The organism is Blastococcus sp. MG754426, assembly GCF_021699055.1.
Taxonomy (GTDB): Bacteria; Actinomycetota; Actinomycetes; order Mycobacteriales; family Geodermatophilaceae; genus Blastococcus.
Window position 1 is genome coordinate 20,675 of the sequence record NZ_SSXC01000019.1, and the last position, 26,179, is coordinate 46,853.

Genomic DNA, 26,179 nt, shown 5'->3' on the forward strand with positions numbered 1-26,179 from the left:
CCTCCCGGTCCACACCCGGAGCATGGGCTCTCCACCCCCGTCCGCTCCGACCCCGCCCGCGGTGCCCGCCTGGCTGGCCCGGTCGTCCGCCGTGGGCGGCCGGCTGCTCGTCCTCGCGGTGCTGCTCTGGCTGCTCGCCGGCTTCGCGGTCAAGGTGACGCTGCCGCTGGTGGCCGTGCTGATCGCGCTGCTCGTCGCCGGCATCCTGGCGCCGCTGGTGGAGTGGGCGCACGGCCGCGGGGCGCCGCGCGGGCTGGCCGCCGGCGCCGCGGTGCTGCTGCTGGTCGCCGTCCTGGGTGGCACCCTGCTGGCGCTCGGCACGCGCATCGCCGGCCAGCTGCCCCGCCTCCGCGACCAGTTCCAGCAGGTGTCCACCGACCTGTCCCAGCGTTTCGGCGTCGAGTTGCCGGGCTTCGGGTCGGTCGGGGGTGACGGGGGCGGCTCCGGTGGCGGGACCAGCGCCGGGGACCTGCTGGGACCGGCGCAGGCACTGGCCGAGGTGGTGGTCGCCACCTTCCTCGTCGTGGCGCTGACCTACCTCTTCCTGCACGGGGGGCCGGGGATCTGGCGCTGGCTGCTCGGGAAGTTCGGCGGCCGGGTGCGCGAGGACGTCGACGCCGCGGGCCGGGCGGCCTGGACGACCGTCGGTGGCTACGTCCGCGGGCTGACCATCGTGGCCGTCTTCGACGCCGTGGGCATCGGGGTGGGCCTGCTGCTGCTCGGGATCCCGCTGGCGCTGACGCTCGCGGTCCTGCAGTTCCTGGCGTCCTACATCCCCACGATCGGCGCCTTCGTCGCCGGGCTCGTCGCCGTCGTGGTCGCCTACGCCTCCGACGGGCTCGTCACGGCCGCCCTCGTGCTCGGCCTGGTGGTGGTCGTGCAGCAGCTCGGCAACTCGTTCGTCGAGCCGTACGTCATGCGCAACCGGCTACCGCTGAACGCCGCGACGGTGCTGGTCGCGGTCACCGTGGGCGGCGTGCTGTGGGGCATCCCGGGGGCGCTGCTGTTCGTCCCGCTCGCCGCGGCGGTCTCCGCCGCCGCCCACGAGCTGTGGGTGCGGCACGGGTCCCGGCCCGTCGCCGGAGGGTCGACCTCGACCTGAGCTTCAGGGTCTGGTGGCGACCAGGACCAGCGTGCCGGGGACCAGGGCGCCGCGTTCGGGTGACCACTGCCCCCAGTTCTCCGTGCGCCCGGGGGTCCACTCCGGCTCGACCAGGTCCTCGAGCACCAGCCCGGCACCGACCACGGCCCGCACCCAGTCGCCGACCGTGCGGTGGTGCTCGACGTAGACGGCGCGCCCGGCGTCGTCGGTCTCCACGTACGGCGTGCGGTCGAAGTAGGAGGAGGTGATCCGCAGGTCCGCCGGCTCGGGGGAGTCGGGGAACGGCCAGCGCATCGGGTGGTTGACCGAGGCCGCGAACCGGCCGCCGGGACGCAGCACCCGCGCCACCTCCCGCAGCGCCGTGGCCACGTCGGCGACGAAGGGCAGCCCGCCGAACGCCGAGCTGACGGCGTCGACGGAGGCGTCGGCCAGCGGGAGCGCCCCGGCGTCGGCCTGGAGCAGCGGTACGGCGATCCCGGTGGTGCGGTTGAGCCCGGCGGCCCGGGCGAGCATCCCGCCGGAGAGGTCCATGGCCACGACCTCGGCCCCGGCCCGCCGCAGCCAGCGCGCGCAGGGCGCCGAGCCGCAGCCGATCTCCAGCACCCGCCGGCCGGCGACCTCGCCGAGCAGGTGCGCGTCGGCCTCCCGGAGGCCCTCCGGGCACCACAGGAAGTCGACGTCCCCGAGGTCCGCGCCGTGCTCGGCCAGGTAGGCCGGGGCTGCGGCGTCCCACCAGCGGCGGTTCGCCCGCGCCGACTCCTCGGTGCCGGCGGCGCGCCGGGCCACCCCGGCCGGAGCGGGGTAGCCGTCGCTGCCGAGGGGCAGGTCGGGGTCGGGAGGCGGGATGCTCATGACACGCCGATCGTGACACGCCGCCGGCCGGGGACGAGCGGCCGCACCCAGGTGGACCGGACGGTCCGGGCGTCCGTACGATGGAGGGGCGCCAGAGGTCTGTCGTGACCTTCCCCACCGGGAATGCCCGCGCCGGTTCTCCCCGCTGTTCCTCCCCGCGACCCGACGGTCGCGGGTCGTCCTGTCCCTACGCATAAACCGTCCGGAGCAACCAACCACATGACCTCCACTCAGGTCCGTCCTTCCAGCACCCCCCAGGTCGCCATCAACGACATCGGCACCGCCGAGGACTTCCTCGCGGCGATCGACCAGACGATCAAGTACTTCAACGATGGCGACATCGTCGAGGGCGTCATCGTCAAGGTGGACCGGGACGAGGTGCTGCTGGACATCGGCTACAAGACCGAGGGCGTCATCCCCTCGCGCGAGCTGTCCATCAAGCACGACGTCGACCCCAACGAGGTCGTCAGCGTCGGCGACGAGGTGGAAGCCCTCGTCCTCCAGAAGGAGGACAAGGAAGGGCGGCTGATCCTCTCCAAGAAGCGTGCGCAGTACGAGCGCGCCTGGGGCACGATCGAGGCCAAGAAGGAAGCCGACGAGGTCGTCACCGGCACCGTCATCGAGGTCGTCAAGGGCGGCCTCATCCTCGACATCGGCCTCCGCGGGTTCCTCCCGGCGTCGCTGGTCGAGATGCGCCGCGTCCGCGACCTGCAGCCCTACGTCGGCCGCGAGCTCGAGGCGAAGATCATCGAGCTCGACAAGAACCGCAACAACGTCGTGCTCTCCCGCCGGCAGTGGCTGGAGCAGACCCAGTCCGAGGTCCGCAGCGAGTTCCTCAACAAGCTCGCCAAGGGCCAGGTCCGCAGCGGCGTCGTCTCCTCGATCGTCAACTTCGGTGCGTTCGTGGACCTGGGCGGCGTCGACGGCCTGGTGCACGTCTCCGAGCTGTCCTGGAAGCACATCGACCACCCGTCCGAGGTCGTCGAGGTGGGCCAGGAGGTCACCGTCGAGGTCCTCGACGTCGACCTGGACCGCGAGCGGGTCTCCCTGTCGCTGAAGGCGACGCAGGAGGACCCGTGGCGCCAGTTCGCCCGCACGCACCAGATCGGTCAGGTCGTGCCGGGCAAGGTCACCAAGCTGGTCCCCTTCGGTGCGTTCGTGCGCGTCGACGAGGGCATCGAGGGTCTGGTGCACATCTCCGAGCTGGCCGAGCGTCACGTGGAGATCCCGGAACAGGTCGTGCAGGTCGGCGACGAGATCCTGGTCAAGGTCATCGACATCGACCTGGACCGCCGCCGGATCTCGCTGTCGCTCAAGCAGGCCAACGAGGGTGTCGTCGGCGACGAGGAGACCTTCGACCCGGCCGCCTACGGCATGGCCGCGTCCTACGACGAGCAGGGCAACTACATCTACCCCGAGGGCTTCGACGCCGAGACCGGCGAGTGGCTCGAGGGCTACGACGAGGCCCGCGAGACGTGGGAGCGGCAGTACGCCGAGGCCCAGGCGCGTTACGAGGCGCACCGCAAGCAGATCGCGGCGGCCAAGGAGGCCGACGCCGAGGCGGCGGCCGGCGGCAGCTACTCCAGCGCCGAGGCGACGCCGGACGCCCCGAGCACGGGTGGCACGCTCGCCAGCGACGAGGCGCTCGCCGCGCTCCGCGCCAAGCTGGCCGGCGGCGAGTGACCTGAGGGTCTGACCCGCGCAGCACCGCACGTCGGAGGCCCAGGACCGATCACCGGTCCTGGGCCTCCGTCCGTCCCACGGGTCGACCTGACCCGCCGGGTACGACGAAGGCCCGTGGACGGCGTCCACGGGCCTTCGTGCGTGCAGGGACCGGGACCGCGCGCTGGGTCCGTACGGAGCGCAGGGCGGCGCGGGAGAGCCCGGCGGCCTGGTCGTCCTCGCCCTTCCCGGGCGAGGGCTCAGAGGCTCAGGATGATGGCGAACGCCGTGCGCGGGCGGCCACCGGAGCCCGCGAGGAAGCTCCAGGTGTGCCGGCCGGTGGTCGGCGTCGAGAACATCCAGCGCAGCAGCGAGCTGCGGTGGGCGACGGCCGGGCGCTGGAGAGCCATGCGCTCGCGGACGGCCGGGATGTCGGCGCAGCGCACGCCCGAGGCGGAGCCGAGCCGGTGCCGGCCGGCGGCGCGGGACGACGGGGACGCGGCGGGCGTGGAACGGGACATGTCTCGGTCTGCCTCTCTGGGCGGGGAAGATCGCCGGGGCAGACGTTAACGGTGGTGCGTGTGTGACTGGAGGGAACGACCCCTGCGTGTCGGCCGCGTGTTACCTCTCCGTGATCTCCAGTCGGTCGGTCGCTACTGTCCGTGCGTGCTGAGGATCGGACTGACCGGCGGGATCGGCTCGGGCAAGAGCACCGTGTCCGGCTTGCTGGTGGAACGCGGAGCGGTGCTCGTGGACGCCGACCGGATCGCCCGTGAGGTGCTCGCGCCCGGCACCCCTGGGCTCGCCGCTGTCGTCGAGGAGTTCGGCGAGGGGGTGCGGTCCGCCGACGGTTCCCTGGACCGCGCCGCTCTCGCCGCGGTCGTCTTCTCCGACGACGGTGCGCGGCGTCGGCTCGACGCGCTGGTCCACCCGCTGGTGCGGCAGCGCTCGGCCGAGCTCGTCGCCGCGGCCCCGGACGACGCCGTGCTCGTCAACGACGTCCCGCTGCTCGTGGAGACCGGGCAGGCGGGGAGCTACGACCTCGTCGTCGTCGTGGAGGCGGAGCGGGAGACGCGCGTAGCCCGGCTGGTCGCGCGGGGGCTCACCGAGGCCGACGCCCGTGCCCGGATCGCCGCCCAGGCCACCGACGAGCAGCGTCGGGCGGTCGCGGACGTCGTCCTGGACAACAGCGGAACGCTCGAGCAGCTGGCCGAGCAGGTCGACCGGCTCTGGGTGGAGCTCGTCGAGCCGGCCCGTGGCTGACGCGGCGTCGGCGCGGGGGAGCGGTGGCGCGGCAGGCGACGTGGGCCGTCGTCGAGGTGACCGGTGACGGCGGTGCTGCACGACCGGGCGCCACCCGGGAACGACGGAACCCCAGGCGCCGGCCGGCGTCCTGGGGTTCGTGCGGTGGGCGATACTGGGTTCGAACCAGTGACCTCTTCCGTGTCAAGGAAGCGCGCTACCACTGCGCCAATCGCCCGATCCGGTCAGCCGACCGGTTCCCTCCTCCGCGCTCGTGCCCCGCGAGGAAGCGACGAGGTGGAGACGGGATTTGAACCCGTGTAGACGGCTTTGCAGGCCGTTGCCTCGCCTCTCGGCCACTCCACCGCACGCGGGCACCAGTCTCTCGACCGGTGCCCGAGGTTCCGAGCGGACGACGGGATTCGAACCCGCGACCCTCACCTTGGCAAGGTGATGCTCTACCAGCTGAGCCACGTCCGCGTTACGGGGAGAACTCTAGCGGACGTCCTGAGGGGGTGTGCAGGGGGGGTCCCCCCGCCCCCTCCCTGGGGGCGCCGCCGGAGCGTCTCCGCAGGTCAGCGCCCAGGCGAGTCCGGTCCGCCGTTGGACAGGAGGGCGTCGAGCTCCTGGTCGAGCTGCAGCAGCGTCCCCTCCGACCCGGAGGGGACGAGCGCCTCGGTGTGCCGGAGGAAGGCGGTGACCGTCGCGCGGGACAGCTCGAAGAGCGCCTCGCCCGACGGGGCGCGCAGGTGCAGGTACAGCAGGTCGGCCGTCGCACGTGCCGGCCAGACCCGGACGTCGCCGTCGCCCGCCGGGTGCTCGAGCCCGGCCTGGAGCAGCTCGCGGCTGACCAGCCAGGCGATGCCCTCCTCGCCCTCGCTCTCGTCGGTCTCGCCGAAGGCGATGCGCACGGCGTAGGGGTCGGTCGGGTCGTAGCACAGCAGGGCCGGGACCTCGGTCCACGACCGCGGGCCGACCAGCTGAAGAGTGATGGGGGAGATGTGGCCCGGGGTCCATCGGCTCGTCATGACAGTTCCAACGACCGCGGTTGGCAGAAGTGACGTGCTTCGTGTCGTCCAGTCACACCAGCATCATGCGCCACAGGAGGGGGTTCTGAACCTCGGGAGCGCGTCCTTCCGAATGCCTCGTGTGACCATGGGAGCCGTGAGCCGACCGGTCCTCCGGCCGGAGGACGGCGTCGGCGACGCCGAGCTCCTCCGGCGCATCCGCGCCGGGGACCGCGACGCCGTCGACGAGCTGTACCAGCGGTTCCGCGTGCCGGCGTTCGCGCTGGCCCGGCGGATCCTCGCCGACGACGGCCTGGCCGAGGACGTCCTGCAGGAGGTGTTCCTCGGCGTCTGGCGCGACCCGGACGCCTACGACCGCGCGCGGGGCAGCTTCTCCTCCTGGCTGCTGGCCGTCGTCCACCACAAGGCGGTCGACGCCGTCCGCCGCGAGGAGTCCCAGCGCCGGCGGCAGCACCGGGCGGAGGACCAGGCCGTGCTCGAGGGGCCGGTGGCCGCCCGCGACGTCGAGGACGACGCCTGGTCGCGCGTCGTCTCCCAGCAGGTGCGCTCCGCACTCGGTGAGCTGCCCGACGCCCAGAGGGAGGCGCTCACCTTGGCGTACTACGGCGGTTACACGCAGCGGGAGGTGGCCACGCTGACGGGGACGCCCCTCGGCACGGTGAAGACGAGGATGCTGGCGGGCATGCGACGGCTCAGGTCGGAGCTCGGCGGGCTCGGTGGCCCGCCCGGGGGCAGGGCGCCGGAGGGCGGCTCGCCGGTGGACGGGACGGCGCGATGAGCGGCGAGCACCCCTACGACGAGCTCGCGGTCGGCTGGGCCCTGCACGCCCTCGAGCCCGAGGACGACGCGCGCTTCGCCCGGCACCTGCCCGGCTGCGACCGCTGCGCCCGCACCGTGGCCGAGACGTCCGAGGTCATGGCTGCCATGGCGCGCGACCTGCCGGCCGCCGAGCCCTCGCCCGCGCTCCGCGACCGGCTCCGCGCCGCGGTGGAGGAGACCGAGCAGCTGCCGCCCCGGGGGGCCGCAGCCCCGGCGCCCCTCCTCCCGCGCGGGGAGGAGCCGGCGTCGCCCCCGGCGCGGCGGAGGCTGCTGCCGATGGTGCTCGTCGCGGCCGCGGTCGCCTCCGTCGTGGGGCTGGGGGTGTGGGTCGCCGCGCTCGACCGCGCCCGCGACGACCTGCGTGCCACGGTCGCCGCTCAGGAGCAGGTGGTGGCGGAGCTCCTGCGTCCCGGACGGGCCGCGATCGCGCCGCTCGCCGACGACGAGCGGCAGGTGGCGACGGTCGTGGCGCGGGACGGCGCGGTCCAGGTGGTCATCGACGGGCTGGCACCCAACGACGCGTCGTCCTCGACCTACGTGCTGTGGGGGCTCGGCGCCGGTGATCCCGTGGCGCTGGGCACGTTCGACGTCGAGCGTTCGCAGATGGAGGTCGAGAACGTAGGCTCCGAGGGGACCGGTCTCGACGGCTTCCCGGAGTACGGCATCAGCATCGAGCCCGGTCGGCAGGCTCCGTCGACCCCGACGGAGGTAGTCGCAACCGGGCAGGTGGCCAGCTGAGCGCGCGAGAGACGACGACGGCACCCGTGGGGGGACCACGGCGCCGGCCGGAGACCCCGGCGGAGCGGCGCGCCCGGTTCGACGCCGACGAGGTGCACAGCCTGCGCGAGCGCGTCGCCGAGGCCCGCTGGCGCCGGCGGCTGGCGCTGCGCCGCAGCATCGACCACTCCTACCGGGTGGGCGTGGGCATCGTCGGCGGCCTCGTCGTCGCGCTGGGCCTGATCACCATCCCCCTGCCCGGCCCGGGGTGGCTCACCGTGATCGCCGGTCTCTTCATCCTGGCCACCGAGTTCACCTGGGCCGAGCGGTTGCTCGCCTTCACCAAGCGCCACGTCGCCCGCTGGACCGCGTGGGTGGGTGCCCAGCGGGTGTGGGTGCGCCTGCTGATCGGGCTCGCCACGGCGGCCTTCGTGTACGGGATCCTCGTCGTCGGGCTGCACCTGATGGGCGTGCCGGAGTGGGTGCCGGGGTGGGTGCCGCTCTGGCGATGAGCGTCTGGCACAATCGGATGCGCAACGGGCGATTGGCTCAGTGGTAGAGCGCTTCGTTCACACCGAAGAGGTCACTGGTTCGAACCCAGTATCGCCCACCGGCACGAGGGCCAGGGAAACCCGGAGACGGGGGAACCTGGCCCTCGGTGGTTCCCGGCTGCCGCGGCGGCGCGGGGCGGTCGACCGCGGGACCATGGTGCCGATGGCCGCCCAGCCCGACCGCGCCGCCCGGCTCCAGCTGGTCCTGGACCGCGACGGGCCGACCTGCGTGTGGTGCGGGCGCCCCTTCTCCCCGCTGGTCCGCCCCACGACCGAGCACGTCGTGCCCCGGGTCAAGGGCGGGCCGTCGTGGCTGGAGAACGAGGTGGCGGCGTGCGGCCGGTGCAACGGGGAGCGGGGGCACCGCAGCCCGGTGGAGTGGCTCGAGGAGTGCCGACGCCGGGGGTGGCCGGCCGACGGCGACCGGCTGGGACGCGCCCTGGGCGACCTGGCCGCGGCGATCGTGCGCACCGGCGGGCAGCGGCGGGCCCGGCCCTACCTCGACGCGCAACTGCGCCGCCTGCGCCGGTCGCACCCGGCGGCCTAGGGTCGGGGCCGTGACGACGACCGGGCGCGTGGCGCGGATCTGGGTCTACCCCGTCAAGTCCCTCGGCGGCACGGCGCGGGAGCGGGTGCACCTGCACGCGACGGGGCCCGAGGGCGACCGCGCCTGGACGGTCGTCGACGCGGAGAGCGGCCACGTCGTGCGCGGCAGGCACGCGCCGGGGCTCGCGGCCGTGGCGCCGTCCGGCGACCCGGGGACCGACGCCGGCGCCGTCGCCGCGGCGCTCGGCCGGCCGGTGCGGATCGAGCCGGCGCGGGGTGGGTCGGCGGCCGACGCCGCGCCGGTGCACCTGGTCTCCCGGCAGGCCATCGACCGCGCCGCGGCGGGCGACGTCCCCGAGGGCTGCTCGGCCGAGGACCCCCGCGCCAACCTGCTGCTGGACCTGCCCGACGACGACGAGCGCGCCTGGGTGGGCCGCGAGCTGCGCATCGGGACCGCCCGGCTGGCCGTCGTCCGCACGCCGAAGCACTGCCTGGGCGTGTACGCGGAGGTGCGGCAGCCCGGGGAGATCGCCGTCGGCGACCCGGTCCTGCTCTAGCGTCGTCGGCCATGCGTCGCTGGTGGGCCGCGGGGGCGGCCGTGCTGCTGCTGACCGCCTGCGGGGGCGTTCCGGAGCCCCCGGGACCGGCCGGTGCGCCCACCCGGGCCACCGCGTCGCCGGATCCCACCCCGGCACCCGACGGCTTCACCGTGGTGGCGACCGGCGACGTCCTGGTGCACCAGGGGCGGGCGCTCACCTCCGGCGCGCTGCGACCCGACGGCTCCTACGACTTCAGCGGGGTGTTCGCGCCGGTCTCCGGGATCATCGGCGGGGCGGACCTGGCGATCTGCCACCTCGAGACGCCGGTGGCACCCGAGGGCGGGCCGTACCGCGGCTACCCGAGCTTCAGCGTCCAGCCCGAGATCGTCGACGCGCTCGCGGGCGCCGGGTACGACCTCTGCTCGACGGCGTCGAACCACTCGCTGGACGCCGGCTTCGACGGGCTGACCCGCACCGTCGACGCCCTGGAGGGCGCCGGCATCGTGGTCACCGGCACCTACCGCAGCGAGGCGGAGAGCGCGCAGCCGACGGTCGTCGAGGTGGGCGGCGTCCGGGTGGGCCACGTCGCCGCGACGTTCAGCCTCAACGGCGTGCCGGCGCCCGCCGGGCGGGAGTGGTCGGTCGACGTCACCGCGGTGCCCGACGTCGCCGGGATGCTGGCCGGGGCGGCGCGGGCGCGGGCGGCGGGGGCCGAGGTCGTGATCGCGAGCCTGCACTGCTGCCGGGAGTACGAGCACGAGCCCACGCAGGCCCAGGAGGAGGCGGCGCGCGCCCTGCTGGCCTCGCCCGACGTCGACCTGGTGCTCGGCCACCACGCGCACGTGGTGCAGCCCGTCGAGCGGATCGACGGCGAGTGGGTCGCCTACGGCCTCGGCAACCACGTCGCCGAGCACGCCACCCGCGGCCACCCGACCGAGGACTCGGTGGCCGCGCGGTTCACCTTCACCCGCGGGGACGACGGCCGGTTCACCGTCTCGGCGGCCGAGGCCGTGCCCCTGCGCATCGAGTTCGGCGCCGGCGTGCGGGTGGTGCCGGCCGACCCGGTGAGCCACGTGCGGATCTCCGAGGTCCTCGACCGGCGCGGCGCGGTCGCGGACGGGCTGGAGGTCGTCCGGGACTGAGCGCCGGGCGCACTAGGCTCGGGGCCGCAGAACGGGCGTCGCACGACACCCGCCGCCTCGATCCCTGGAGCATGCTCGTGTCCACCCAGCCCTCGCCCACCGCCGTCGGACCGATCCGGGTGCCGGCCGGGACGACGGCGCAGGACGCGCTGAAGGCGGCCGGGGTCCCGATGAAGGGCCCCGACGGCGCGGTCGTCGTCCGGGAGGTCGCCACCGGTGACCTGAAGGACCTCGCCTGGGCACCGGCGGCCGACGCCGAGGTGGAGGCGGTCGCGGCGTCCAGCGCCGATGGTCGCGCGGTCATCCGGCACTCGGCCGCGCACGTGCTCGCCCAGGCCGTCCAGGACCTGTTCCCGGGGACGCGGCTGGGCATCGGCCCGCCGGTCGAGAACGGCTTCTACTACGACTTCGACCCCGAGCGGCCGTTCACCCCCGAGGACCTGCAGGCGCTGGAGAAGCGGATGCAGGAGATCGTCAAGGCCGGCCAGTACTTCTCGCGCCGCGAGATCGACGACGCCGACGCGCAGGCCGAGCTCGCGCACGAGCCCTACAAGCTCGAGCTGATCGGGCTCAAGGGCGGCGCCTCCGACGCGGCCGAGGGCGCCGACGTCGAGGTCGGCGGCGCGCAGCTGACCATGTACGACAACCTCGACCCGCGCACCCGCGAGCGGGTCTGGACCGACCTGTGCCGCGGCCCGCACCTGCCGCGCACCTCGAGCATCCCGGCGTTCAGCCTCACCCGCAGCGCCGCGGCCTACTGGCGGGGCAGCGAGAAGAACCCGCAGCTGCAGCGCGTCTACGGAACCGCCTGGGAGAGCAGGGACGCGCACAAGGCCTACCTCGAGCACCTGGCCGAGGCCGAGCGCCGCGACCACCGCCGGCTCGGCGTCGAGCTGGACCTGTTCAGCTTCCCCGACGAGATCGGCTCCGGGCTGGCGGTCTTCCACCCCAAGGGGGGCGTGGTCAAGCGGGAGATGGAGGACTACGTCCGCCGCCGGCACATCGAGGAGGGCTTCGACTACGTCGGCACCCCGCACATCACCAAGAGCGGGGTCTTCGAGACCTCCGGCCACCTGCCGTACTACGCCGACACGATGTTCCCCGGCATGGAGCTGGAGAACAGCGAGTACCGGCTCAAGGCCATGAACTGCCCCATGCACAACCTGATCTTCCGGTCCCGCGGGCGGTCCTACCGCGAGCTGCCGCTGCGCTTCTTCGAGTTCGGCACCGTCTACCGCTACGAGAAGTCCGGCGTGGTGCACGGCCTGACCCGGGTGCGCGGGCTGACCCAGGACGACTCGCACAGCTACGTCACCCCCGAGCAGGCACCCGGCGAGATCCGGCACCTGCTGGCCTTCGTCCTGGGCCTGCTGCGCGACTTCGGCCTGGACGAGTACCACCTCGAGCTCTCCACCCGCGGCGACGACCCCGAGAAGCAGGGCAAGTTCATCGGGTCGGACGAGGAGTGGGCGGTCGCCACGCAGGTCCTGGCGGAGGCGGCGGAGGAGACCGGGCTCGAGCTCGTCCCCGACCCCGGCGGCGCAGCCTTCTACGGCCCGAAGATCTCCGTGCAGGCGCGCGACGCCATCGGCCGCACGTGGCAGATGTCGACCATCCAGTACGACTTCAACCAGCCCGCCCGCTTCGGCCTGGAGTACACGACGCCCGAGGGTGGCCGCGCCCGGCCGGTGATGATCCACTCGGCGAAGTTCGGCTCGATCGAGCGGTTCTTCGGCGTCCTCACCGAGCACTACGCCGGCGCCTTCCCCGCCTGGCTGGCCCCGGTCCAGGTCGTGGGGATCCCGGTCACCGACGAGCAGGTGCCCTACCTGGCCGACGTCGCGCTGAGGCTCAGGGCGCGCGGCATCCGGGTGGAGGTCGACGACTCCGACGACCGGATGCAGAAGAAGATCCGCACGGCGTCGAAGCAGAAGGTGCCCTTCGTGCTCATCGCCGGGGCCACCGACGCCGAGGCCGGCGCGGTCTCCTTCCGCTTCCGCGACGGCAGCCAGGACAACGGGGTGCCGGTCGACGCCGCCGTCGAGCGGATCGCCGCCTGGATCGCGACCCGCAGCAACGCCGACCCGACGGCGGAGAACGCGGCGGTCCCCGGATGAGCGAGGACAACGCCCCGTACCGGGTGCCGGTCAGCTCGGACGAGGGCGGCCCCGCGACGGTGTTCGAGCACCTGTGGACCCCCTACCGGATGGCCTACATCCGCGGGGAGGGCAAGCCCACCGGGGCGCACGACTGCCCGTTCTGCGTCATCCCCACCCTCGGCGACGAGGAGGGGCTGGTGGTGGCGCGGGGCACGTCGGTCTTCGCCGTCCTCAACCTCTACCCGTACAACGCCGGCCACCTGATGCTGGTGCCGTACCGGCACGTGCCGGACTACACCGACCTCACGCCCGGGGAGGTGGCCGAGCTGGGCGCGTTCACGCAGACGGCGATGCGCGTGGTCCGCGCGGTGAGCGGGGCCCACGGGTTCAACATCGGCATGAACCAGGGGGCCGTGGCGGGGGCCGGCATCGCCGACCACCTGCACCAGCACGCCGTGCCGCGCTGGGGCGGGGACACCAACTTCATGCCGGTGGTCGGGCTCACCCGGGTGCTGCCGCAGGTGCTGGGGGAGACCCGGGCGCTGCTCGCCGACGCCTGGGCCGACCACGCCGCACCCGTGGCGGAGGCCTGAGTGCTCGGCGTCAACGCCCGCCCCGTGGTGGCCAAGGTGGTCAACCCGCTGGCGGCGCGGCTGGCCCGCGTGGGGGTCACGCCGGACGCGGTGACGGTCACGGGGACGGTCGGCGCGATCGCGGGGGCCGCGGGGCTGATCGCGACCGGGCACCTGTTCTGGGGCGCCTTCACCGTCACCGTCTTCGTCCTGCTGGACATGCTCGACGGCGCGCTCGCCCGGCTGCGCGGCGGCGGCTCGGTGTTCGGCGCGGTGCTGGACTCCACCGGCGACCGCGCCGCCGACGCCGCGATCTTCGGCGCCCTGGTCTGGTGGTTCTCCGGCGCCGGCGACAACCGGCTGCTGGTGCTGCTCGCGCTGCTCTGCCTGGTGCTGGGGGTGCTCACCTCCTACATCAAGGCGCGCGCCGAGGGGATGGGCCTGGCCTGCGACGTGGGGGTGGTCGAGCGGACCGAGCGGCTGATCCTCGTGCTGACCGGCACGGGCTTCACCGGGCTGGGCATCCCGTACGCCGTGCACGTGGCGCTGTGGGTGCTCCTGGCCGGCAGCGCCGTCACGGTGGCCCAGCGGGTGCTGGCGGTCAGGCGGGCCGCCGACGGCCGGCGGATCGACCCGTGAGCGCCGCCCGGCAGCGGCTCGCGGGCCGGCTCTCCGACGCCGGCTACGCGGCGGGCTGGCGGGCGGTGCGCATGCTGCCGGAGCCGGCCGCGCGGGCGTTGTTCGACCAGGCGGGGGGATGGGCCGCCGGTCGCGACGGCAGGGGCGTGCGGCAGCTGCGGGCCAACCTGCGGGTGGTCACCGGCGGCCGGCTGACCGAGCCGGAGCTCGCCGAGCTCACCCGCCGCGCGATGCGCTCCTACGCCCGCTACTGGCAGGAGGCGTTCCGGCTGCCGACGCTGACCGCGCAGCGCATCCGGGCGGACAGCGACGTCCCCGGGATCGAGCACATCGCCCGCGCCCGCGCCGAGGGGCGGGGCGTGGTCGTCGCCCTGCCGCACAGCGGCAACTGGGATGCCGCCGGCGCCTGGTTCACCGACTGGCTGGACGGGCCGTTCATGACCGTCGCCGAGCGGCTGCGCCCGGAATCGCTGTACCGGCGCTTCCTCGCGTACCGCGAGGCGCTGGGCTTCCGCGTGGTGCCGCTCACCGGTGGCGAGCGGCCCAGCTCGGAGGTGCTGCGGGAGTGGCTCGCCGACGGCGGCGTGGCCTGCCTGCTCGTCGACCGCAACCTGGGCGCCGGTGGGGTCCCGGTCACCTTCTTCGGCCGGCCGGCCACCATGCCCGGCGGTGCGGCGCTGCTCGCCGAGCGCACCGGCGCCGCGCTCCTCCCCGTCGTCTGCCAGTTCACCCCCGGTGGGTGGCGGATGTGCGTGCACCCCGAGGTGCCGGTGCGGGGCCCCGGCCGGCTGAAGGACCGGGTGTCGACGGCGATGCAGCAGGTCGCCGACGTGTTCACCGCCGGGATCGCCGAGCGGCCCGAGGACTGGCACATGCTGGGCCGGGTGTGGCCCGACGTCCCCCCGGACCCGCCCCGCGGGGAGGCGGCGTCCTGATGCGCATCGGCCTGGTCTGCCCCTACCGGTGGGACGTCCCCGGCGGAGTCCAGTACCACGTGCGCGACCTCGCCGGGACGCTGCGCGGCATGGGGCACCACGTGGAGGTGCTGACCCCGGCCCAGCACGAGGAGTCCGTCACCGACCCCTGGCTCACCTTCGCGGGCCGCACCGTCCCGGTGCCCTACAACGGCTCGATGGCGAGCCTGCAGTTCGGGCCTGTCTCGGCCGCGCGGGTGCGCCGCTGGCTGCGCGAGGGCCGCTTCGACGTCGTCCACGTGCACGAGCCGGCCACGCCGTCGGTGTCCCTGCTGGTGTGCATGATCGCCACCGGGCCGATCGTGGCGACCTTCCACGCGGCGACCACGCGGTCCAAGTGGCTGGCCGCCGTGGGCCCCATGGCCCGGCCGTGGCTGGAGAAGATCAGCGGCCGGATCGCCGTCTCCGACTTCGCCCGGCGGGTGCAGGTCGAGCACCTCGGCGGGGACGCGGTCATCCTGCCCAACGGGGTGCACGTGCCCTTCTTCGCCGAGGGCCCCGCGCTGCCGGGCTTCGGGCGGGGCAGCGGCGGACCACCGACCATCGGGTTCGTCGGCCGCTTCGACGAGCCGCGGAAGGGCCTGCCGGTGCTGCTGCAGGCCATGCGGACCGTCGTCCGGGCGCACCCGGGCACCCGGCTGCTCATCGCCGGGCGCGGCGACGCCGACCAGCTGTGGTCCATGGTGGGCCCCGACCTCCGGCCGCACGTCACGCTGCTGGGGGAGGTGTCGGAGGCGGACAAGGCGGCGCTGCTGCGCAGCGTGGACGTGTACTGCGCCCCCAACCTGCTCGGCGAGTCCTTCGGCGTGATCCTCATCGAGGCGATGGCCGCCGGGGCGCCGGTCGTCGCGAGCGACCTCGACGCCTTCGTCCGGGTGCTGGACGACGGCGCCGCGGGCGTGGTGGTGCGGCGCGACGATCCGGCCGCCCTCGGGCAGGCGCTGTCGGACCTGCTCGCCGACCCGGGCAGGCGGGCCGAACTGGCCGCGCGCGGCTCCCGGGCAGCCGCCCGCTACGACTGGCAGGTGCTCGCCCGGCGCATCCTGGCGGTCTACGAGACCGTGCTCCCGCCGGGGGGCGGCGTGGTCACCGCCGCACCGGACCACGACTTCCCCGGGGTGCCGCCGACGGGCACCGCGGCCGGACCTCCCCGCATCCGGCGGCCGCGCCGCTAGCCTCGGGGACCGTGACGCCCGAGGCCTGGTTGCTGCTCGCCGCCGGAGTGCTGCTGCTCCTGGCGGTCTGGACCGGGTGGACGCTGGTCCGGCTGCGCCGGCTGGCGGCGCGGGTGGACCGGGCCTGGGCCACGCTGGACGCCCAGCTGCAGCGTCGTGCCGGCCTGGCCGAGGAGCTGGCCCGGCAGCACCCCGCCGCGCTCGGCGAGGGTGTCCGCGCCCGGCTGGCCGCCGGCGCCGCCGGGGCGCGTGCCGCCCGCGACACCGGGGACCGCGAACTGGCCGAGAACGCGCTGGGCCACGAGCTGCGGGAGCTGCCCGCGGACCTGCCCGGCGTCCCGGCCGCGCTGCGCACGGACCTGGCCGGCACCCAGACCCGGGTCGCGCTGGCCCGCCGCTTCTACAACGACGCCGTCCGCGACACGCGGGAGCTGCGCGGCCGCCGCTCGGCCCGCTGGGCGGGCCTGCACCGCCGGCGCCCGCTGCCGCGCTACTTCGACATCGACGACCGGCTGGGCGGCATCGGGGTCGGCGCCGACGTCGCCGGACGGCGCGCATCCTGACCGCCGTAAGGTTGCTCGCAACTCGACCGGGACAGCGAAGGCGGACCTCAGTGGCAGAGCACCTCGACCGGATGGACGGCGGGACCGGTACCGGTACCGACCGCGTCAAGCGCGGCATGGCCGAGCAGCTCAAGGGCGGCGTCATCATGGACGTCGTCACCCCGGAGCAGGCCCGCATCGCCGAGGACGCCGGCGCCGTCGCCGTCATGGCGCTGGAGCGGGTGCCGGCCGACATCCGGGCCCAGGGCGGGATCGCGCGGATGAGCGACCCCGACATGGTCCAGGGCATCATCGACGCGGTCTCCATCCCCGTGATGGCCAAGGCCCGCATCGGCCACTTCGTCGAGGCGCAGGTGCTCCAGTCGCTCGGCGTCGACTACATCGACGAGTCCGAGGTGCTCACCCCCGCGGACGAGGCGCACCACATCGACAAGCACGCGTTCACCGTGCCGTTCGTCTGCGGCGCCACCGACCTCGGCGAGGCGCTGCGGCGGATCTCCGAGGGCGCGGCGATGATCCGCTCCAAGGGCGAGGCCGGCACCGGCAACGTCGTCGAGGCGACCCGCCACATGCGGGCGCTGCGCGCCGGCATCCGCCGGCTGGCGACCCTGGACGAGACCGAGCTGTTCGTCGCGGCCAAGGAGCTGCGGGCCCCGCACGACCTGGTCACCGAGGTGGCGCGGCTCGGCAAGCTGCCCGTCGTCCTCTTCACCGCCGGTGGCATCGCCACGCCCGCCGACGCGGCGATGATGATGCAGCTCGGGGCCGAGGGCGTGTTCGTCGGTTCGGGCATCTTCAAGTCCGGGGACCCGGCGCAGCGCGCGGCCGCCATCGTGCAGGCCACCACCTTCCACGACGACCCGGACGTGATCGCCAAGGTCTCGCGCGGGCTCGGCGAGCCGATGGTGGGGATCGACGTCGCGACGCTCCCGGAGAGCGAGCGGTACGCCACCCGCGGCTGGTGAGCGTGGACGTCCGGCGGCGCATCGGCGGGCTGGACGTCGCGCGCGGGCTCGCCGTCCTCGGCATGTTCGCCGCCCACATGCAGGTGGGCGGCGACCTGCACCCGGACCCGCAGACCTGGACGGCGGTGGTCGACGGGCGCTCGTCGATCCTCTTCGCCACCCTGGCCGGGATCTCGGTGGCGCTGCTCTCCGGGCGCGACCGGCCGCCGGAGGGTCCGGAGCTGAACCGCGTGCGGTTGCGGATCTTCGTCCGGGCGCTGTGGGTCCTCGCCATCGGGTGGGCGCTGGAGGAGCTGGGCACCTTCGTCGCGGTGATCCTGGGCGTGTACGGGGTGCTCTTCGTGCTCGTGCTGCCGTTCCTGCGCTGGCCGGTCCGCCGGTTGCTGGTCACCGCGGCGGTCGTCGCCGTCGCCGTCCCGCCGCTGCTCGTCGTCGCCGGCCAGGTGCTCACCACGCTGGAGGTGGCCGACTCGCTCGCCGCCTCCCTGCTGGTCACCGGCTACTACCCGGCGCTGCTCTGGATCGCCTTCGTGCTGGTCGGCCTGGCGGTGGGCCGGCTGGACCTGGCCTCTCCCGCGGTGCGCGCGCGGCTCGCCGCGGCCGGTGCGGCGGCCGCCGTGGTCGGCTACGGCCTGGGCTGGGCGAGCACCCGGCTGCTGGCCGGTGGGGTGCCCTCGCCGGGGCCCGAGGCCGGCTTCACCGCCCCGGGGGTCTTCGACACCGGCTGGCTGACCGGCGCGGAACCGCACAGCGGGACCACCTTCGAGGTCGTCGGCTCGACCGGCGTCGCCCTCCTCGTGGTGGCCGGGTGCCTGGTGGCCGCCGAGCGGCTGCCGCGGCTGACCTCCCCGGTGGCGGCCGTGGGGGCGCTGGCGCTCACCGTCTACGCCGCCCACCTCGTGGCGATCCGCGTCCTCATGGCCGTCATGCCCGGCCAGGTGCAGGGCGCGGTCCTGTGGCTGTGGTTCGCCGCCGCCGCGCTGGCCGGGGCCTGGGCGTGGCGGCGCACGATCGGCCGCGGCCCGCTGGAGTCGCTTGTCACCTGGACGTCGAGCCGGGCGGCCGGGCTCGCCCCGTCGGCGCCGGCTGTCTAGGCGACGCCGTAGCGTGGGCGGCCGTGTCCACCGGCCCCACCCGCCCCGTCGTCGGGGTGCTGGCCCTCCAGGGCGACGTCCGCGAGCACGTCGCCGCGCTGCAGGCGGGGGGCGCCGAGGCCCGGCAGGTGCGCCGCCCCGAGGAGCTGGCCGCCGTCGACGGGATCGTCCTCCCCGGCGGCGAGTCGACCACCATGGCGAAGCTGGCCGCCCGGTGGGGGCTGCTCGAGCCGCTCCGGGACGCCGTCCGCGCCGGGCTGCCCGCCTACGGCAGCTGCGCCGGGATGATCCTGCTCGCCGACCGGCTGCTGGACGCGCCGCCGGGCCAGGAGACCGTCGGCGGGCTGGACGTCACGGTGCGCCGGAACGCCTTCGGCCGCCAGGTCGACTCCTTCGAGACCCGGGTCGAGCTCGACGGCCTGGCCGGCGGGCCGCTGCACGCCGTCTTCATCCGCGCCCCGTGGGTCGAGGAGGCCGGGCCGGGGGTGCAGGTCCTCGGCCGGGTCGTCGGCGGACCGGCCGACGGTAGGATCGTCGCGGTCCGCCAGGGGGACGTGGTGGCCACCAGCTTCCACCCCGAGCTGACCGGGGACCGCCGGGTGCACGCGCTGTTCGTCGACATCGTGCGCCGTCACCTGGCCGACGCAGAGAGGGGAGAGCCGTGAGCGGCCACTCCAAGTGGGCGACGACCAAGCACAAGAAGGCCGGGATCGACGCCAAGCGCGGCAAGCTCTTCGCCAAGCTGATCAAGAACATCGAGGTGGCGGCCCGCACCGGCGGCGGTGACCCCGCCGGCAACCCGACGCTCTACGACGCCATCCAGAAGGCCAAGAAGAGCTCGGTGCCCAACGACAACATCGACCGCGCGGTCAAGCGCGGCGCGGGCCTCGAGGCCGGCGGCGTCGACTACCAGGGCATCACCTACGAGGGCTACGCCAGCGGCGGCGTCGCGGTGCTCATCGAGTGCCTCACCGACAACAAGAACCGCTCGGCGATGGAGGTCCGCACCGCCATGACCCGCAACGGCGGGTCGATGGCCGACCCCGGCTCGGTCTCCTACCTCTTCTCCCGCAAGGGCGTCGTCGTGGTGCCCAAGTCCGGTGACGTCGACGAGGACAGCGTGCTCATGGCGGTGCTGGACGCCGGCGCCGAGGAGGTGCGCGACCTCGGCGACACCCTCGAGGTGCTCTGCGAGCCCACCGACCTCGTCGCCGTGCGCACCGCGTTGCAGGACGCCGGCATCGACTACGACTCCGCCGAGGCCGGCTTCCAGCCCAGCGTCCAGGTGCCGCTCGACGCCGAGGGCGCGGCCAAGGTCTTCCGCCTGATCGACGCGCTCGAGGACTGCGACGACGTGCAGAACGTCTACGCCAACTACGACGTGTCCGACGAGGTCATGGAGCAGGTGGCGGCCGACGCCTAGAAGGACCCCCGTCCTCCTCACCCCTCGCTGCGCTCGGGGCGCGCCTCTGGACGGGGGCCGTTCCAGTACGTCACCGGGCGTGTTGGCGGGGTCCGGTCGGGGAGCGGGGTTAGCCTCGGTCGAACACCAGTTCGGCTGACGGGAGCGTGACCATGCGGGTGCTCGGCATCGACCCGGGCCTCACCCGGTGCGGGTGGGGGGTGGTCGACGGGCGCCCCGGCGCGCGGCCGACGGCGGTCGGCGTCGGCGTGGTGCGCACGCTGGCGGAGCTGGACCTGGAGCTGCGGCTGCTGGAGCTGCACACCGCGGTCGCCGCGCTGCTGCGCGAGCACCGCCCCGACGTGGTCGCGATCGAGCGGGTGTTCACCCAGAACAACAAGGGCACCGCCACGGGCACCGCGCAGGCGGCCGGGGTGGCCGCGCTGGCCGCGGCCCAGGCCGACCGGCCGGTCGCCTGGCACACGCCCAGCGAGGTCAAGGCGGCCATCTCCGGCAACGGCCGCGCGGACAAGGAGCAGGTCACCCTCATGGTCACCCGGGTCCTCGGGCTCGCCGCCGCCCCCAAGCCGGCCGACGCCGCCGACGCCCTCGCCCTCGCGGTCTGCCACGCCTGGCGCGGGCCGGCGCAGCAGCGGCTGCGCACGGCGGCGATCGCCGGCGGGATCGGCGCGCCGGTGCGCAGCACCACGCTGCCGCGGTGGACGGGGGTGGCGGCCCGATGATCGCCAGCGTCAGCGGGCGGGTCGCCGCGGTCTCCCCGGACGGCGCCGTCGTCGAGGTGGGCGGCATCGGCCTCGCGGTGCAGTGCACCCCGGGCACGATCGCCCGCCTGCAGGTGGGGGAGTCCGCCCGGCTGGCGACCACCCTCGTGGTGCGCGAGGACTCGCTCACCCTCTACGGCTTCGCCGACGACGACGAGCGCCAGCTGTTCGAGCTGCTGCAGACCGCCAACGGCGTCGGCCCGCGCCTGGCCCAGGCGGTGCTGGCCATCCACCCGCCGCGGGAGGTCCGCCGGGCCGTCTCGACGGCCGACGTCAAGGCGCTGATGCAGGTGCCCGGCATCGGCAAGAAGGGCGCCGAGCGGCTGATCCTCGAGCTGCGCGACCGGCTGGGCTCCACCACCACCGACACCTCCCTCGACGTGCCCGCGCCCGCGGGGCTGCCGTCGGTGACGCCGGTGGCGCCCTGGCGCGACCAGCTCACCAGCGCGCTGGTCGGCCTCGGCTGGAGCGGCAAGGAGGCCGAGACCGCGGTCGGCCAGCTCGCCCCCGTGGCCGACGAGCAGATCGCCGCGACCGGCAGCGTGGAGGTCGCGGTGCTGCTCCGGCGCGCTCTCCAGCTGCTGGGCAGGTCGTGAGCGCCCCGTTCGACCGGTCCCTGACCGGTGACCTGGCCGCCGACGTGACGCCGGAGTGGCCGGTGTCGCCGCAGGCCGGCGACGAGGAGCGGGTCGTCGAGTCGGCGCTGCGGCCGCACTCGCTGGACGACTTCATCGGCCAGCCCAAGGTGGCCCGCCAGCTCGCCCTGGTCCTCGAGGGCGCCAAGCGGCGCGGCCGCACCCCCGACCACGTGCTCCTGTCGGGGCCGCCCGGGCTCGGCAAGACCAGCCTCGCGCTGATCATCGGCTCCGAGCTCGGCACCTCGGTGAAGATCACCAGCGGCCCGGCGATCGAGCGCTCCGGCGACCTCGCGGCGATGCTCTCGAACCTCGCGCCCGGTGACGTCCTGTTCATCGACGAGATCCACCGCATCGCCCGGCCCGCCGAGGAGCTGCTCTACATGGCGATGGAGGACTTCCGCGTCGACGTCGTGGTGGGCAAGGGGCCCGGGGCGACGGCGATCCCCCTGGAGATCAACCCGTTCACCCTCGTCGGGGCCACCACCCGTGCCGGGCTGCTGACCGGCCCGCTCCGCGACCGGTTCGGCTTCGTCGGGCAGATGGAGTTCTACGAGCCGGCCGAGCTGCAGCGGGTGCTCGCCCGCAGCGCCGCCCTGCTCGGCGTGGAGCTCACCGACGAGGGGTCGGCCGAGATCGCCGGACGGTCCCGCGGCACCCCGCGCATCGCCAACCGGCTGCTGCGCCGGGTCCGCGACTACGCCGAGGTGGAGGCCGACGGCCGCGTCACGCGCCAGGTCGCCGAGGCCGCGCTGGCGCTCTACGACGTCGACCACCTGGGGCTGGACCGCCTCGACCGCGCCGTCCTCGAGGCGCTCGTGGGCAAGTTCGGCGGCGGGCCGGTCGGCGTCGCCACCCTCGCCGTGGCCGTGGGCGAGGAGCCGCACACCGTCGAGGAGGTGTGCGAGCCGTTCCTCGTGCGCGCCGGGCTGCTGGCGCGCACCCCGCGCGGGCGGGTCGCGACCGAGGCCGCCTGGGAGCACCTGGGGCGGCCGGTGCCGCGCGGCGGGGTCCCCCTCGGCCGGGTCACAGCAGACCCACAGGTACCGGGGTCGTCGTCAGACACCCTCTTCGACGCCTAGACTCCGGAGCGCTGGCGCGCAACTCGCAGGCCGGGCCGTGCGCGTCCCGCCTGGTCGCCGCGCGCACGGCACCCGATGCACCCGAGCGGTCCCGTCCCGGACCGCACCACCGCGAGGCCTGTCGCGGAAGAGAGGCACACCTGTCGTGGAGTACTTCCCGCTGATCATGCTGGCCCTGCTGGCCGTCGTGCTGTTCGTGCTGCCGGCCCGGCAGCGCAAGCGCATGCAGGAGCAGCACGCCGCGCTGCAGGCCTCCCTCGAGATCGGCACCCCGGTGATGACCACCAGCGGCATGCACGGCACCGTGGCCGCGCTGGGTGACACGACGCTGGACCTGGAGATCGCCCCCGGCGTGGTGGTCACCTTCGCCCGGCAGGCGATCCTCGAGGTGCGCCGCCCGGCCGGTGCCGCGCCGTCCGACGGGGGCAGCGCGCGCCCCGCCGACGGCACCGTCTGACCCGGAGGAGCTCCGTGGCCAACCGCACGCTCCCGGCGGGGCGATACTTCGCCGCGTTCGTGCTCATCGTCGCCGTGCTGTACGGGCTGGTGTTCTTCACCGGCGACACCCGCACCCCTCAGCTCGGTCTCGACCTGCGCGGCGGCACCACGGTCACCCTGACCGCCCAGACCCCCGGCGGCCAGGCGCCGGCCCCGGAGGACCTGGAGCTGGCCCGCCAGATCATCGAGCAGCGCGTCAACGGCCTCGGCGTCGCCGAGGCCGAGGTGGTCACCGAGGGCGACAGCAACATCGTCATCTCCGTCCCCGGGGACGACGGCGAGCAGGCCCGCCAGCTCGGCGCGACCGCGCAGCTGCGGTTCCGGCCGGTGGTCCAGGGCCCGGCGCCGGCGGTCCCGGCGGAGGAGGACCCGGCCGCCGAGGACCCCGCCGCAGAGGACCCGGCCGCCGAGGCCCCGGCCGCCGAGGGGGCCGACGGCGCCGTGGCCGAGCCGGCCCTGCCCGACCCCGACGCACCCCCGGTCACGCAGGAGGAGGCGGCGGCCGAGTTCGCCACCCTCACCTGCGAGGCGGACAACATCACCGGCGACACCGCGCGGCCCGAGGACTTCGTGGCCGCCTGCAGCGAGGACGGCACCGCCAAGTACCTGCTCGGCCCCACGATCATCGAGGGCACCGAGATCGACGACGCCAACGCCGGCACCGAGCCCTCGGACGGCAGCTGGGTCGTGCTGCTGGACTTCCAGTCCGACGGCCTGTCCACGTGGGCCGCCTACACCACCGCCAACGTCGGCTCGCCCGTCGCCTTCACGCTGGACGGGCGGGTCATCTCGGCGCCCACCATCAACAGCGCGATCACGACGAACCCGACGACGATCACCGGTCAGTTCGACCAGGAGTCGGCCACGGAGCTGGCCAACCAGCTGCGCTACGGCGCCCTGCCGCTGACCTTCACCCAGGCCACGGCGCAGTCGATCTCCACCGAGCTCGGCGAGGAGCAGCTCCAGGCCGGGCTGATCGCCGGCGCCATCGGCATCGCCCTGGTGTTCGTGTACGCCCTGCTCTACTACCGGCTGCTCGGCCTGGTGATGATCGCCAGCCTCGTGCTCTCGGCGGTCGTGGTCTACGCCTGCCTGATCCTGCTGGGCCGGGAGATCGGGTTCACCCTGAGCCTCGCCGGCATCGCCGGGTTCATCGTGTCGATCGGCATCACCGCCGACTCCTTCGTCGTCTACTTCGAGCGGCTCAAGGACGAGATCCGGGAGGGCCGGTCGCTGCGCTCCGCCGTCCCGCGGGCCTGGGTGCGCGCACGGCGCACGATCCTGTCGGCGGACGCGGTCAGCTTCCTGGCCGCGGCGATCCTGTACGTCCTGGCGATCGGCGACGTGAAGGGCTTCGCCTTCACCCTCGGCATGTCCACCGTCCTGGACCTGGTCGTCGTCTTCCTCTTCACCCACCCGCTGATGGCCGTGCTGTCGCGGTTCAAGGGCTTCGGCCGGAACCGCTTCTCCGGGCTGGGCCGGGTGGAGCACACCCGCCGGCCCGGGGCGCAGGCGCCGTCCGGGGAACTCGTCGGGGCCGCCGCGGGCGGCCGCCAGGACAGGAGCACCTCATGACCCGCCCCACGGACCCGGCGGAGCCGACGCCCGCGGATCAGCCGGTGGGCACCGGCGAGGAGGCGCTCGCCGACGCGGGCCTGCCGCAGGACCCGGCCGGTGACGAGACCGCCCCGCCCTCGGCGCCCCGGGCCGGTCGCGGGGGCCTGGCGCACCGGCTCTACAACGGGGAGGCGGGGCTCGACGTCGTCGGCCGGAGCCGGCTGATCTACAAGATCACCGCGATCGTGGTGCTGCTCTGCGTCGTCACGATCGTCTTCCGGGGCTTCAACTTCGGCATCGACTTCGAGGGCGGGAACAGCTTCCGGCTGCCCGGGTCCCAGGAGCAGCTGGCCGACGCGCGGGCCGCGGCCGAGGACGCCGGCGCCCAGGTGGCGACGGCGCAGATCGTCGGCGGGGACACCCTGCTCATCCGCACCGAGCAGCTCGACAACGAGGCCGAGCGGGCCGTGGTGGAGAGCCTGGCCGACGCGGTCGGCATCGAGCCCGCGCAGGTGAGCCCGGAGTCGGTCAGCGCCGACTGGGGACAGGACATCACCGACCAGGCGCTCGTCGCGCTCGCGGTGTTCCTCGTGGCGGTCGTGCTCTTCCTGGCCGTGCGGTTCCAGCCGAAGATGGCGGTGGGCGCCATGGCCGCGCTCGCGCACGACATCGTGATCACCGCCGGCGTGTACTCGCTGATCGGTTTCGAGGTGACCCCGTCGACGGTGATCGGCTTCCTCACCATCCTCGGGTTCTCCCTCTACGACACCGTGGTGGTGTTCGACAAGGTCGACGAGAACACCCGCGACCTGGGGACCAGCGCGCGGATGACCTGGGGCGAGGCGGCCAACCTCGCCGTCAACCAGACGTTGATGCGGTCGATCAACACGTCGGTCATCGCGCTGCTCCCGGTCGCCGGCCTGCTCTTCGTGGGCGCCGGGCTGCTGGGCGTCGGCACCCTCAAGGACCTGGCGCTCGTGCTCTTCGTGGGCCTCGCGGCCGGCACGTACTCCTCGATCGTCCTCGCGACGCCGATCGTCGCCGACCTCAAGGAGCGGGAGCCCGAGGTGCAGGCGCTGCGCCGGCGGGTGCTGGCCCGGCGCTCCTCGGCGGCCCGCACCGGCGGTGCCGCCGCGCCGAGCGGGCCGGTGGCGAGCGCCCGGCGGCGCCGGCCCTCCGGCGGGGTGGCCGTGGCCGACCTGCCCCGGAGCGTGCCCGCGGACGTCGTGGTGGAGTCGCCGGCGTCGGTGCGCCCGGACGGGCCGCGGGGCGCCTCGGCTGCGCCGCGGCCGGGTGCCCGGCCGCAGCGCCCGGGCACCGGCCGCCCGTCGGGCAAGCGCCGCCGGTGAGCGCGGCGGCCGCGGAGCTCCCGCTCGACCAGCTCATCGCCTCGCTCACCGTCGACGTCCCCGACCACCCCGAACCGGGGATCGTTTTCCGGGACCTCACCCCGGTCTTCGCCGACGGCGCCGCCTTCCGGCGGATGGTCGCCGGGCTGGCCACCCCGGGGGCGTCGGACCCGCGGACGGCGGCGCTGGCCGCCCGCGGCGCCGGCGATCGGCCGTTCGACGTCGTCGCCGGGGTGGAGGCGCGCGGGTTCCTGCTCGCCGCGGCCGTCGCGCTGGACGCCGGCGTCGGTGTGGTGCCGGTGCGCAAGGCGGGCAAGCTGCCGCGTGAGCGGGTCTCGGCCGACTACACGCTGGAGTACGGCACCGCGACGCTGGAGCTGCACGCGGACTCCGTCCGGCCCGGCCAGCGGGTGCTGCTCGTCGACGACGTGCTCGCCACCGGCGGCACGCTCGGGGCGGCCGTCGCGCTGGTGGAGCAGCTCGGCGGCGTGGTCGCCGGCATCTCGGTGGTCGTCGAGCTCGCCGCGCTCGGTGGCCGCCAGCTGCTGGCACCCCACACCGTGCACGCCCTCTGGGCCACCTGACGGGGGGAG

The 26,179-nt window shown here is 74.7% G+C and carries 29 protein-coding genes and 4 tRNA genes; 27 read left to right on the forward strand and 6 right to left on the reverse strand.

Translation table 11 applies throughout. The features are described 5' to 3' along the window. The first annotated feature begins 61 nt into the window (after window positions 1-61). Entirely contained in the window at window positions 62-1,102 is a 1,041-nt protein-coding gene (locus E9549_RS08930) for an AI-2E family transporter (RefSeq protein WP_236826193.1), read from the forward strand. A 3-nt stretch (window positions 1,103-1,105) separates the two neighbouring features. Here E9549_RS08930 and E9549_RS08935 read toward each other — a convergent pair whose 3' ends face one another. Further along, window positions 1,106-1,954, reverse strand: a complete 849-nt coding sequence (locus tag E9549_RS08935; protein WP_236826194.1) for a class I SAM-dependent methyltransferase — start codon at window positions 1,952-1,954, stop codon at window positions 1,106-1,108. Window positions 1,955-2,173: 219 nt separating this feature from the next. Here E9549_RS08935 and rpsA point away from each other — a divergent pair, with 219 nt between their 5' ends. Beyond that, window positions 2,174-3,637: a 30S ribosomal protein S1 gene (rpsA, locus tag E9549_RS08940; protein WP_236826195.1), complete on the forward strand. Its 1,464-nt coding sequence runs from the start codon at window positions 2,174-2,176 to the stop codon at window positions 3,635-3,637. A 239-nt stretch (window positions 3,638-3,876) separates the two neighbouring features. Here rpsA and E9549_RS08945 read toward each other — a convergent pair whose 3' ends face one another. Next, complete coding sequence (locus tag E9549_RS08945; protein WP_236826196.1) at window positions 3,877-4,137, reverse strand: hypothetical protein; 261 nt, start codon at window positions 4,135-4,137, stop codon at window positions 3,877-3,879. Window positions 4,138-4,282: 145 nt separating this feature from the next. Here E9549_RS08945 and coaE point away from each other — a divergent pair, with 145 nt between their 5' ends. Further along, complete coding sequence (gene coaE, locus E9549_RS08950; RefSeq protein WP_236826197.1) at window positions 4,283-4,879, forward strand: dephospho-CoA kinase; 597 nt, start codon at window positions 4,283-4,285, stop codon at window positions 4,877-4,879. A 145-nt stretch (window positions 4,880-5,024) separates the two neighbouring features. On the opposite strand, the gene E9549_RS08955 is transcribed toward coaE, so the two are convergent. The 4 genes from E9549_RS08955 to E9549_RS08970 all read right to left on the reverse strand — a co-directional run bounded on the left by E9549_RS08955 (window position 5,025) and on the right by E9549_RS08970 (window position 5,886). Further along, window positions 5,025-5,096, reverse strand: a tRNA-Val gene (locus tag E9549_RS08955). Between the two features lie 57 nt (window positions 5,097-5,153). After that, window positions 5,154-5,224: transfer RNA gene (locus E9549_RS08960), tRNA-Cys, on the reverse strand. Window positions 5,225-5,265: 41 nt separating this feature from the next. Next, window positions 5,266-5,338: transfer RNA gene (locus E9549_RS08965), tRNA-Gly, on the reverse strand. A gap of 95 nt (window positions 5,339-5,433) precedes the next feature. Next, entirely contained in the window at window positions 5,434-5,886 is a 453-nt protein-coding gene (locus E9549_RS08970) for an SsgA family sporulation/cell division regulator (RefSeq protein WP_236826198.1), read from the reverse strand. 127 nt (window positions 5,887-6,013) lie between these two features. Between E9549_RS08970 and E9549_RS08975 the strand changes: the two genes are divergently transcribed. The 24 genes from E9549_RS08975 to E9549_RS09090 all read left to right on the forward strand — a co-directional run bounded on the left by E9549_RS08975 (window position 6,014) and on the right by E9549_RS09090 (window position 26,170). Further along, complete coding sequence (locus E9549_RS08975) at window positions 6,014-6,664, forward strand: sigma-70 family RNA polymerase sigma factor (protein WP_236826222.1); 651 nt, start codon at window positions 6,014-6,016, stop codon at window positions 6,662-6,664. Next, on the forward strand, window positions 6,661-7,443 hold the full coding sequence (locus tag E9549_RS08980; RefSeq protein WP_236826199.1) for an anti-sigma factor domain-containing protein: 783 nt from the start codon (window positions 6,661-6,663) through the stop codon (window positions 7,441-7,443). The genes E9549_RS08975 and E9549_RS08980 overlap by 4 nt, the downstream gene beginning before the upstream one ends. Before the next feature lie 26 nt (window positions 7,444-7,469). After that, window positions 7,470-7,934 (forward strand): TIGR02611 family protein, encoded by a 465-nt coding sequence (locus E9549_RS08985; protein ID WP_236826200.1) that lies wholly within the window; start codon window positions 7,470-7,472, stop codon window positions 7,932-7,934. A 26-nt stretch (window positions 7,935-7,960) separates the two neighbouring features. Next, window positions 7,961-8,032: transfer RNA gene (locus E9549_RS08990), tRNA-Val, on the forward strand. A 104-nt stretch (window positions 8,033-8,136) separates the two neighbouring features. Next, entirely contained in the window at window positions 8,137-8,520 is a 384-nt protein-coding gene (locus E9549_RS08995; protein WP_236826201.1) for an HNH endonuclease, read from the forward strand. Window positions 8,521-8,530: 10 nt separating this feature from the next. Then, a complete protein-coding gene (locus E9549_RS09000; protein ID WP_236826202.1) occupies window positions 8,531-9,076 on the forward strand; it encodes an MOSC N-terminal beta barrel domain-containing protein in 546 nt (181 codons plus the stop codon). An 11-nt stretch (window positions 9,077-9,087) separates the two neighbouring features. Beyond that, window positions 9,088-10,200 (forward strand): CapA family protein, encoded by a 1,113-nt coding sequence (locus E9549_RS09005; protein ID WP_236826203.1) that lies wholly within the window; start codon window positions 9,088-9,090, stop codon window positions 10,198-10,200. 77 nt (window positions 10,201-10,277) lie between these two features. Next, the gene (thrS, locus tag E9549_RS09010) at window positions 10,278-12,317 is read left to right on the forward strand and encodes a threonine--tRNA ligase (RefSeq protein ID WP_236826204.1); all 2,040 of its coding nucleotides are present in this window, start codon (window positions 10,278-10,280) and stop codon (window positions 12,315-12,317) included. Continuing rightward, window positions 12,314-12,892: an HIT domain-containing protein gene (locus E9549_RS09015; RefSeq protein WP_236826205.1), complete on the forward strand. Its 579-nt coding sequence runs from the start codon at window positions 12,314-12,316 to the stop codon at window positions 12,890-12,892. The genes thrS and E9549_RS09015 overlap by 4 nt, the downstream gene beginning before the upstream one ends. Beyond that, a complete protein-coding gene (pgsA, locus tag E9549_RS09020; RefSeq protein WP_236826206.1) occupies window positions 12,893-13,510 on the forward strand; it encodes a phosphatidylinositol phosphate synthase in 618 nt (205 codons plus the stop codon). After that, complete coding sequence (locus E9549_RS09025) at window positions 13,507-14,445, forward strand: phosphatidylinositol mannoside acyltransferase (protein WP_236826207.1); 939 nt, start codon at window positions 13,507-13,509, stop codon at window positions 14,443-14,445. Before pgsA ends, E9549_RS09025 begins: the two co-directional genes overlap by 4 nt. Beyond that, entirely contained in the window at window positions 14,445-15,659 is a 1,215-nt protein-coding gene (locus E9549_RS09030) for a glycosyltransferase family 4 protein (protein WP_236826208.1), read from the forward strand. The genes E9549_RS09025 and E9549_RS09030 overlap by 1 nt, the downstream gene beginning before the upstream one ends. Before the next feature lie 11 nt (window positions 15,660-15,670). Continuing rightward, window positions 15,671-16,222: a hypothetical protein gene (locus tag E9549_RS09035; protein ID WP_236826209.1), complete on the forward strand. Its 552-nt coding sequence runs from the start codon at window positions 15,671-15,673 to the stop codon at window positions 16,220-16,222. Between the two features lie 71 nt (window positions 16,223-16,293). After that, entirely contained in the window at window positions 16,294-17,187 is an 894-nt protein-coding gene (gene pdxS / locus E9549_RS09040) for a pyridoxal 5'-phosphate synthase lyase subunit PdxS (RefSeq protein ID WP_236826223.1), read from the forward strand. Then, window positions 17,184-18,281, forward strand: coding sequence for a heparan-alpha-glucosaminide N-acetyltransferase domain-containing protein (locus E9549_RS09045; RefSeq protein WP_236826210.1), 1,098 nt, complete (start codon window positions 17,184-17,186; stop codon window positions 18,279-18,281). Before pdxS ends, E9549_RS09045 begins: the two co-directional genes overlap by 4 nt. A gap of 23 nt (window positions 18,282-18,304) precedes the next feature. Beyond that, the gene (gene pdxT / locus E9549_RS09050; protein WP_236826211.1) at window positions 18,305-18,946 is read left to right on the forward strand and encodes a pyridoxal 5'-phosphate synthase glutaminase subunit PdxT; all 642 of its coding nucleotides are present in this window, start codon (window positions 18,305-18,307) and stop codon (window positions 18,944-18,946) included. Continuing rightward, a complete protein-coding gene (locus E9549_RS09055; protein WP_236826212.1) occupies window positions 18,943-19,704 on the forward strand; it encodes a YebC/PmpR family DNA-binding transcriptional regulator in 762 nt (253 codons plus the stop codon). The genes pdxT and E9549_RS09055 overlap by 4 nt, the downstream gene beginning before the upstream one ends. Window positions 19,705-19,856: 152 nt before the next feature. Continuing rightward, window positions 19,857-20,426: a crossover junction endodeoxyribonuclease RuvC gene (gene ruvC, locus E9549_RS09060; protein ID WP_236826224.1), complete on the forward strand. Its 570-nt coding sequence runs from the start codon at window positions 19,857-19,859 to the stop codon at window positions 20,424-20,426. Then, window positions 20,423-21,061, forward strand: a complete 639-nt coding sequence (gene ruvA, locus E9549_RS09065) for a Holliday junction branch migration protein RuvA (protein WP_236826213.1) — start codon at window positions 20,423-20,425, stop codon at window positions 21,059-21,061. The genes ruvC and ruvA overlap by 4 nt, the downstream gene beginning before the upstream one ends. Window positions 21,062-21,105: 44 nt before the next feature. Next, window positions 21,106-22,182 (forward strand): Holliday junction branch migration DNA helicase RuvB, encoded by a 1,077-nt coding sequence (gene ruvB / locus E9549_RS09070; RefSeq protein ID WP_236826225.1) that lies wholly within the window; start codon window positions 21,106-21,108, stop codon window positions 22,180-22,182. 145 nt (window positions 22,183-22,327) lie between these two features. After that, the gene (gene yajC / locus E9549_RS09075; RefSeq protein ID WP_236826214.1) at window positions 22,328-22,639 is read left to right on the forward strand and encodes a preprotein translocase subunit YajC; all 312 of its coding nucleotides are present in this window, start codon (window positions 22,328-22,330) and stop codon (window positions 22,637-22,639) included. Between the two features lie 14 nt (window positions 22,640-22,653). After that, window positions 22,654-24,255 carry a protein translocase subunit SecD gene (secD, locus tag E9549_RS09080; RefSeq protein WP_236826215.1) on the forward strand — a complete coding sequence of 534 codons (1,602 nt, stop codon included), beginning with the start codon at window positions 22,654-22,656 and terminating at the stop codon, window positions 24,253-24,255. Continuing rightward, on the forward strand, window positions 24,252-25,586 hold the full coding sequence (secF, locus tag E9549_RS09085) for a protein translocase subunit SecF (protein WP_236826216.1): 1,335 nt from the start codon (window positions 24,252-24,254) through the stop codon (window positions 25,584-25,586). The genes secD and secF overlap by 4 nt, the downstream gene beginning before the upstream one ends. Further along, a complete protein-coding gene (locus tag E9549_RS09090; protein WP_308113103.1) occupies window positions 25,583-26,170 on the forward strand; it encodes an adenine phosphoribosyltransferase in 588 nt (195 codons plus the stop codon). Before secF ends, E9549_RS09090 begins: the two co-directional genes overlap by 4 nt. The last annotated feature ends 9 nt before the right edge of the window (window positions 26,171-26,179 follow it).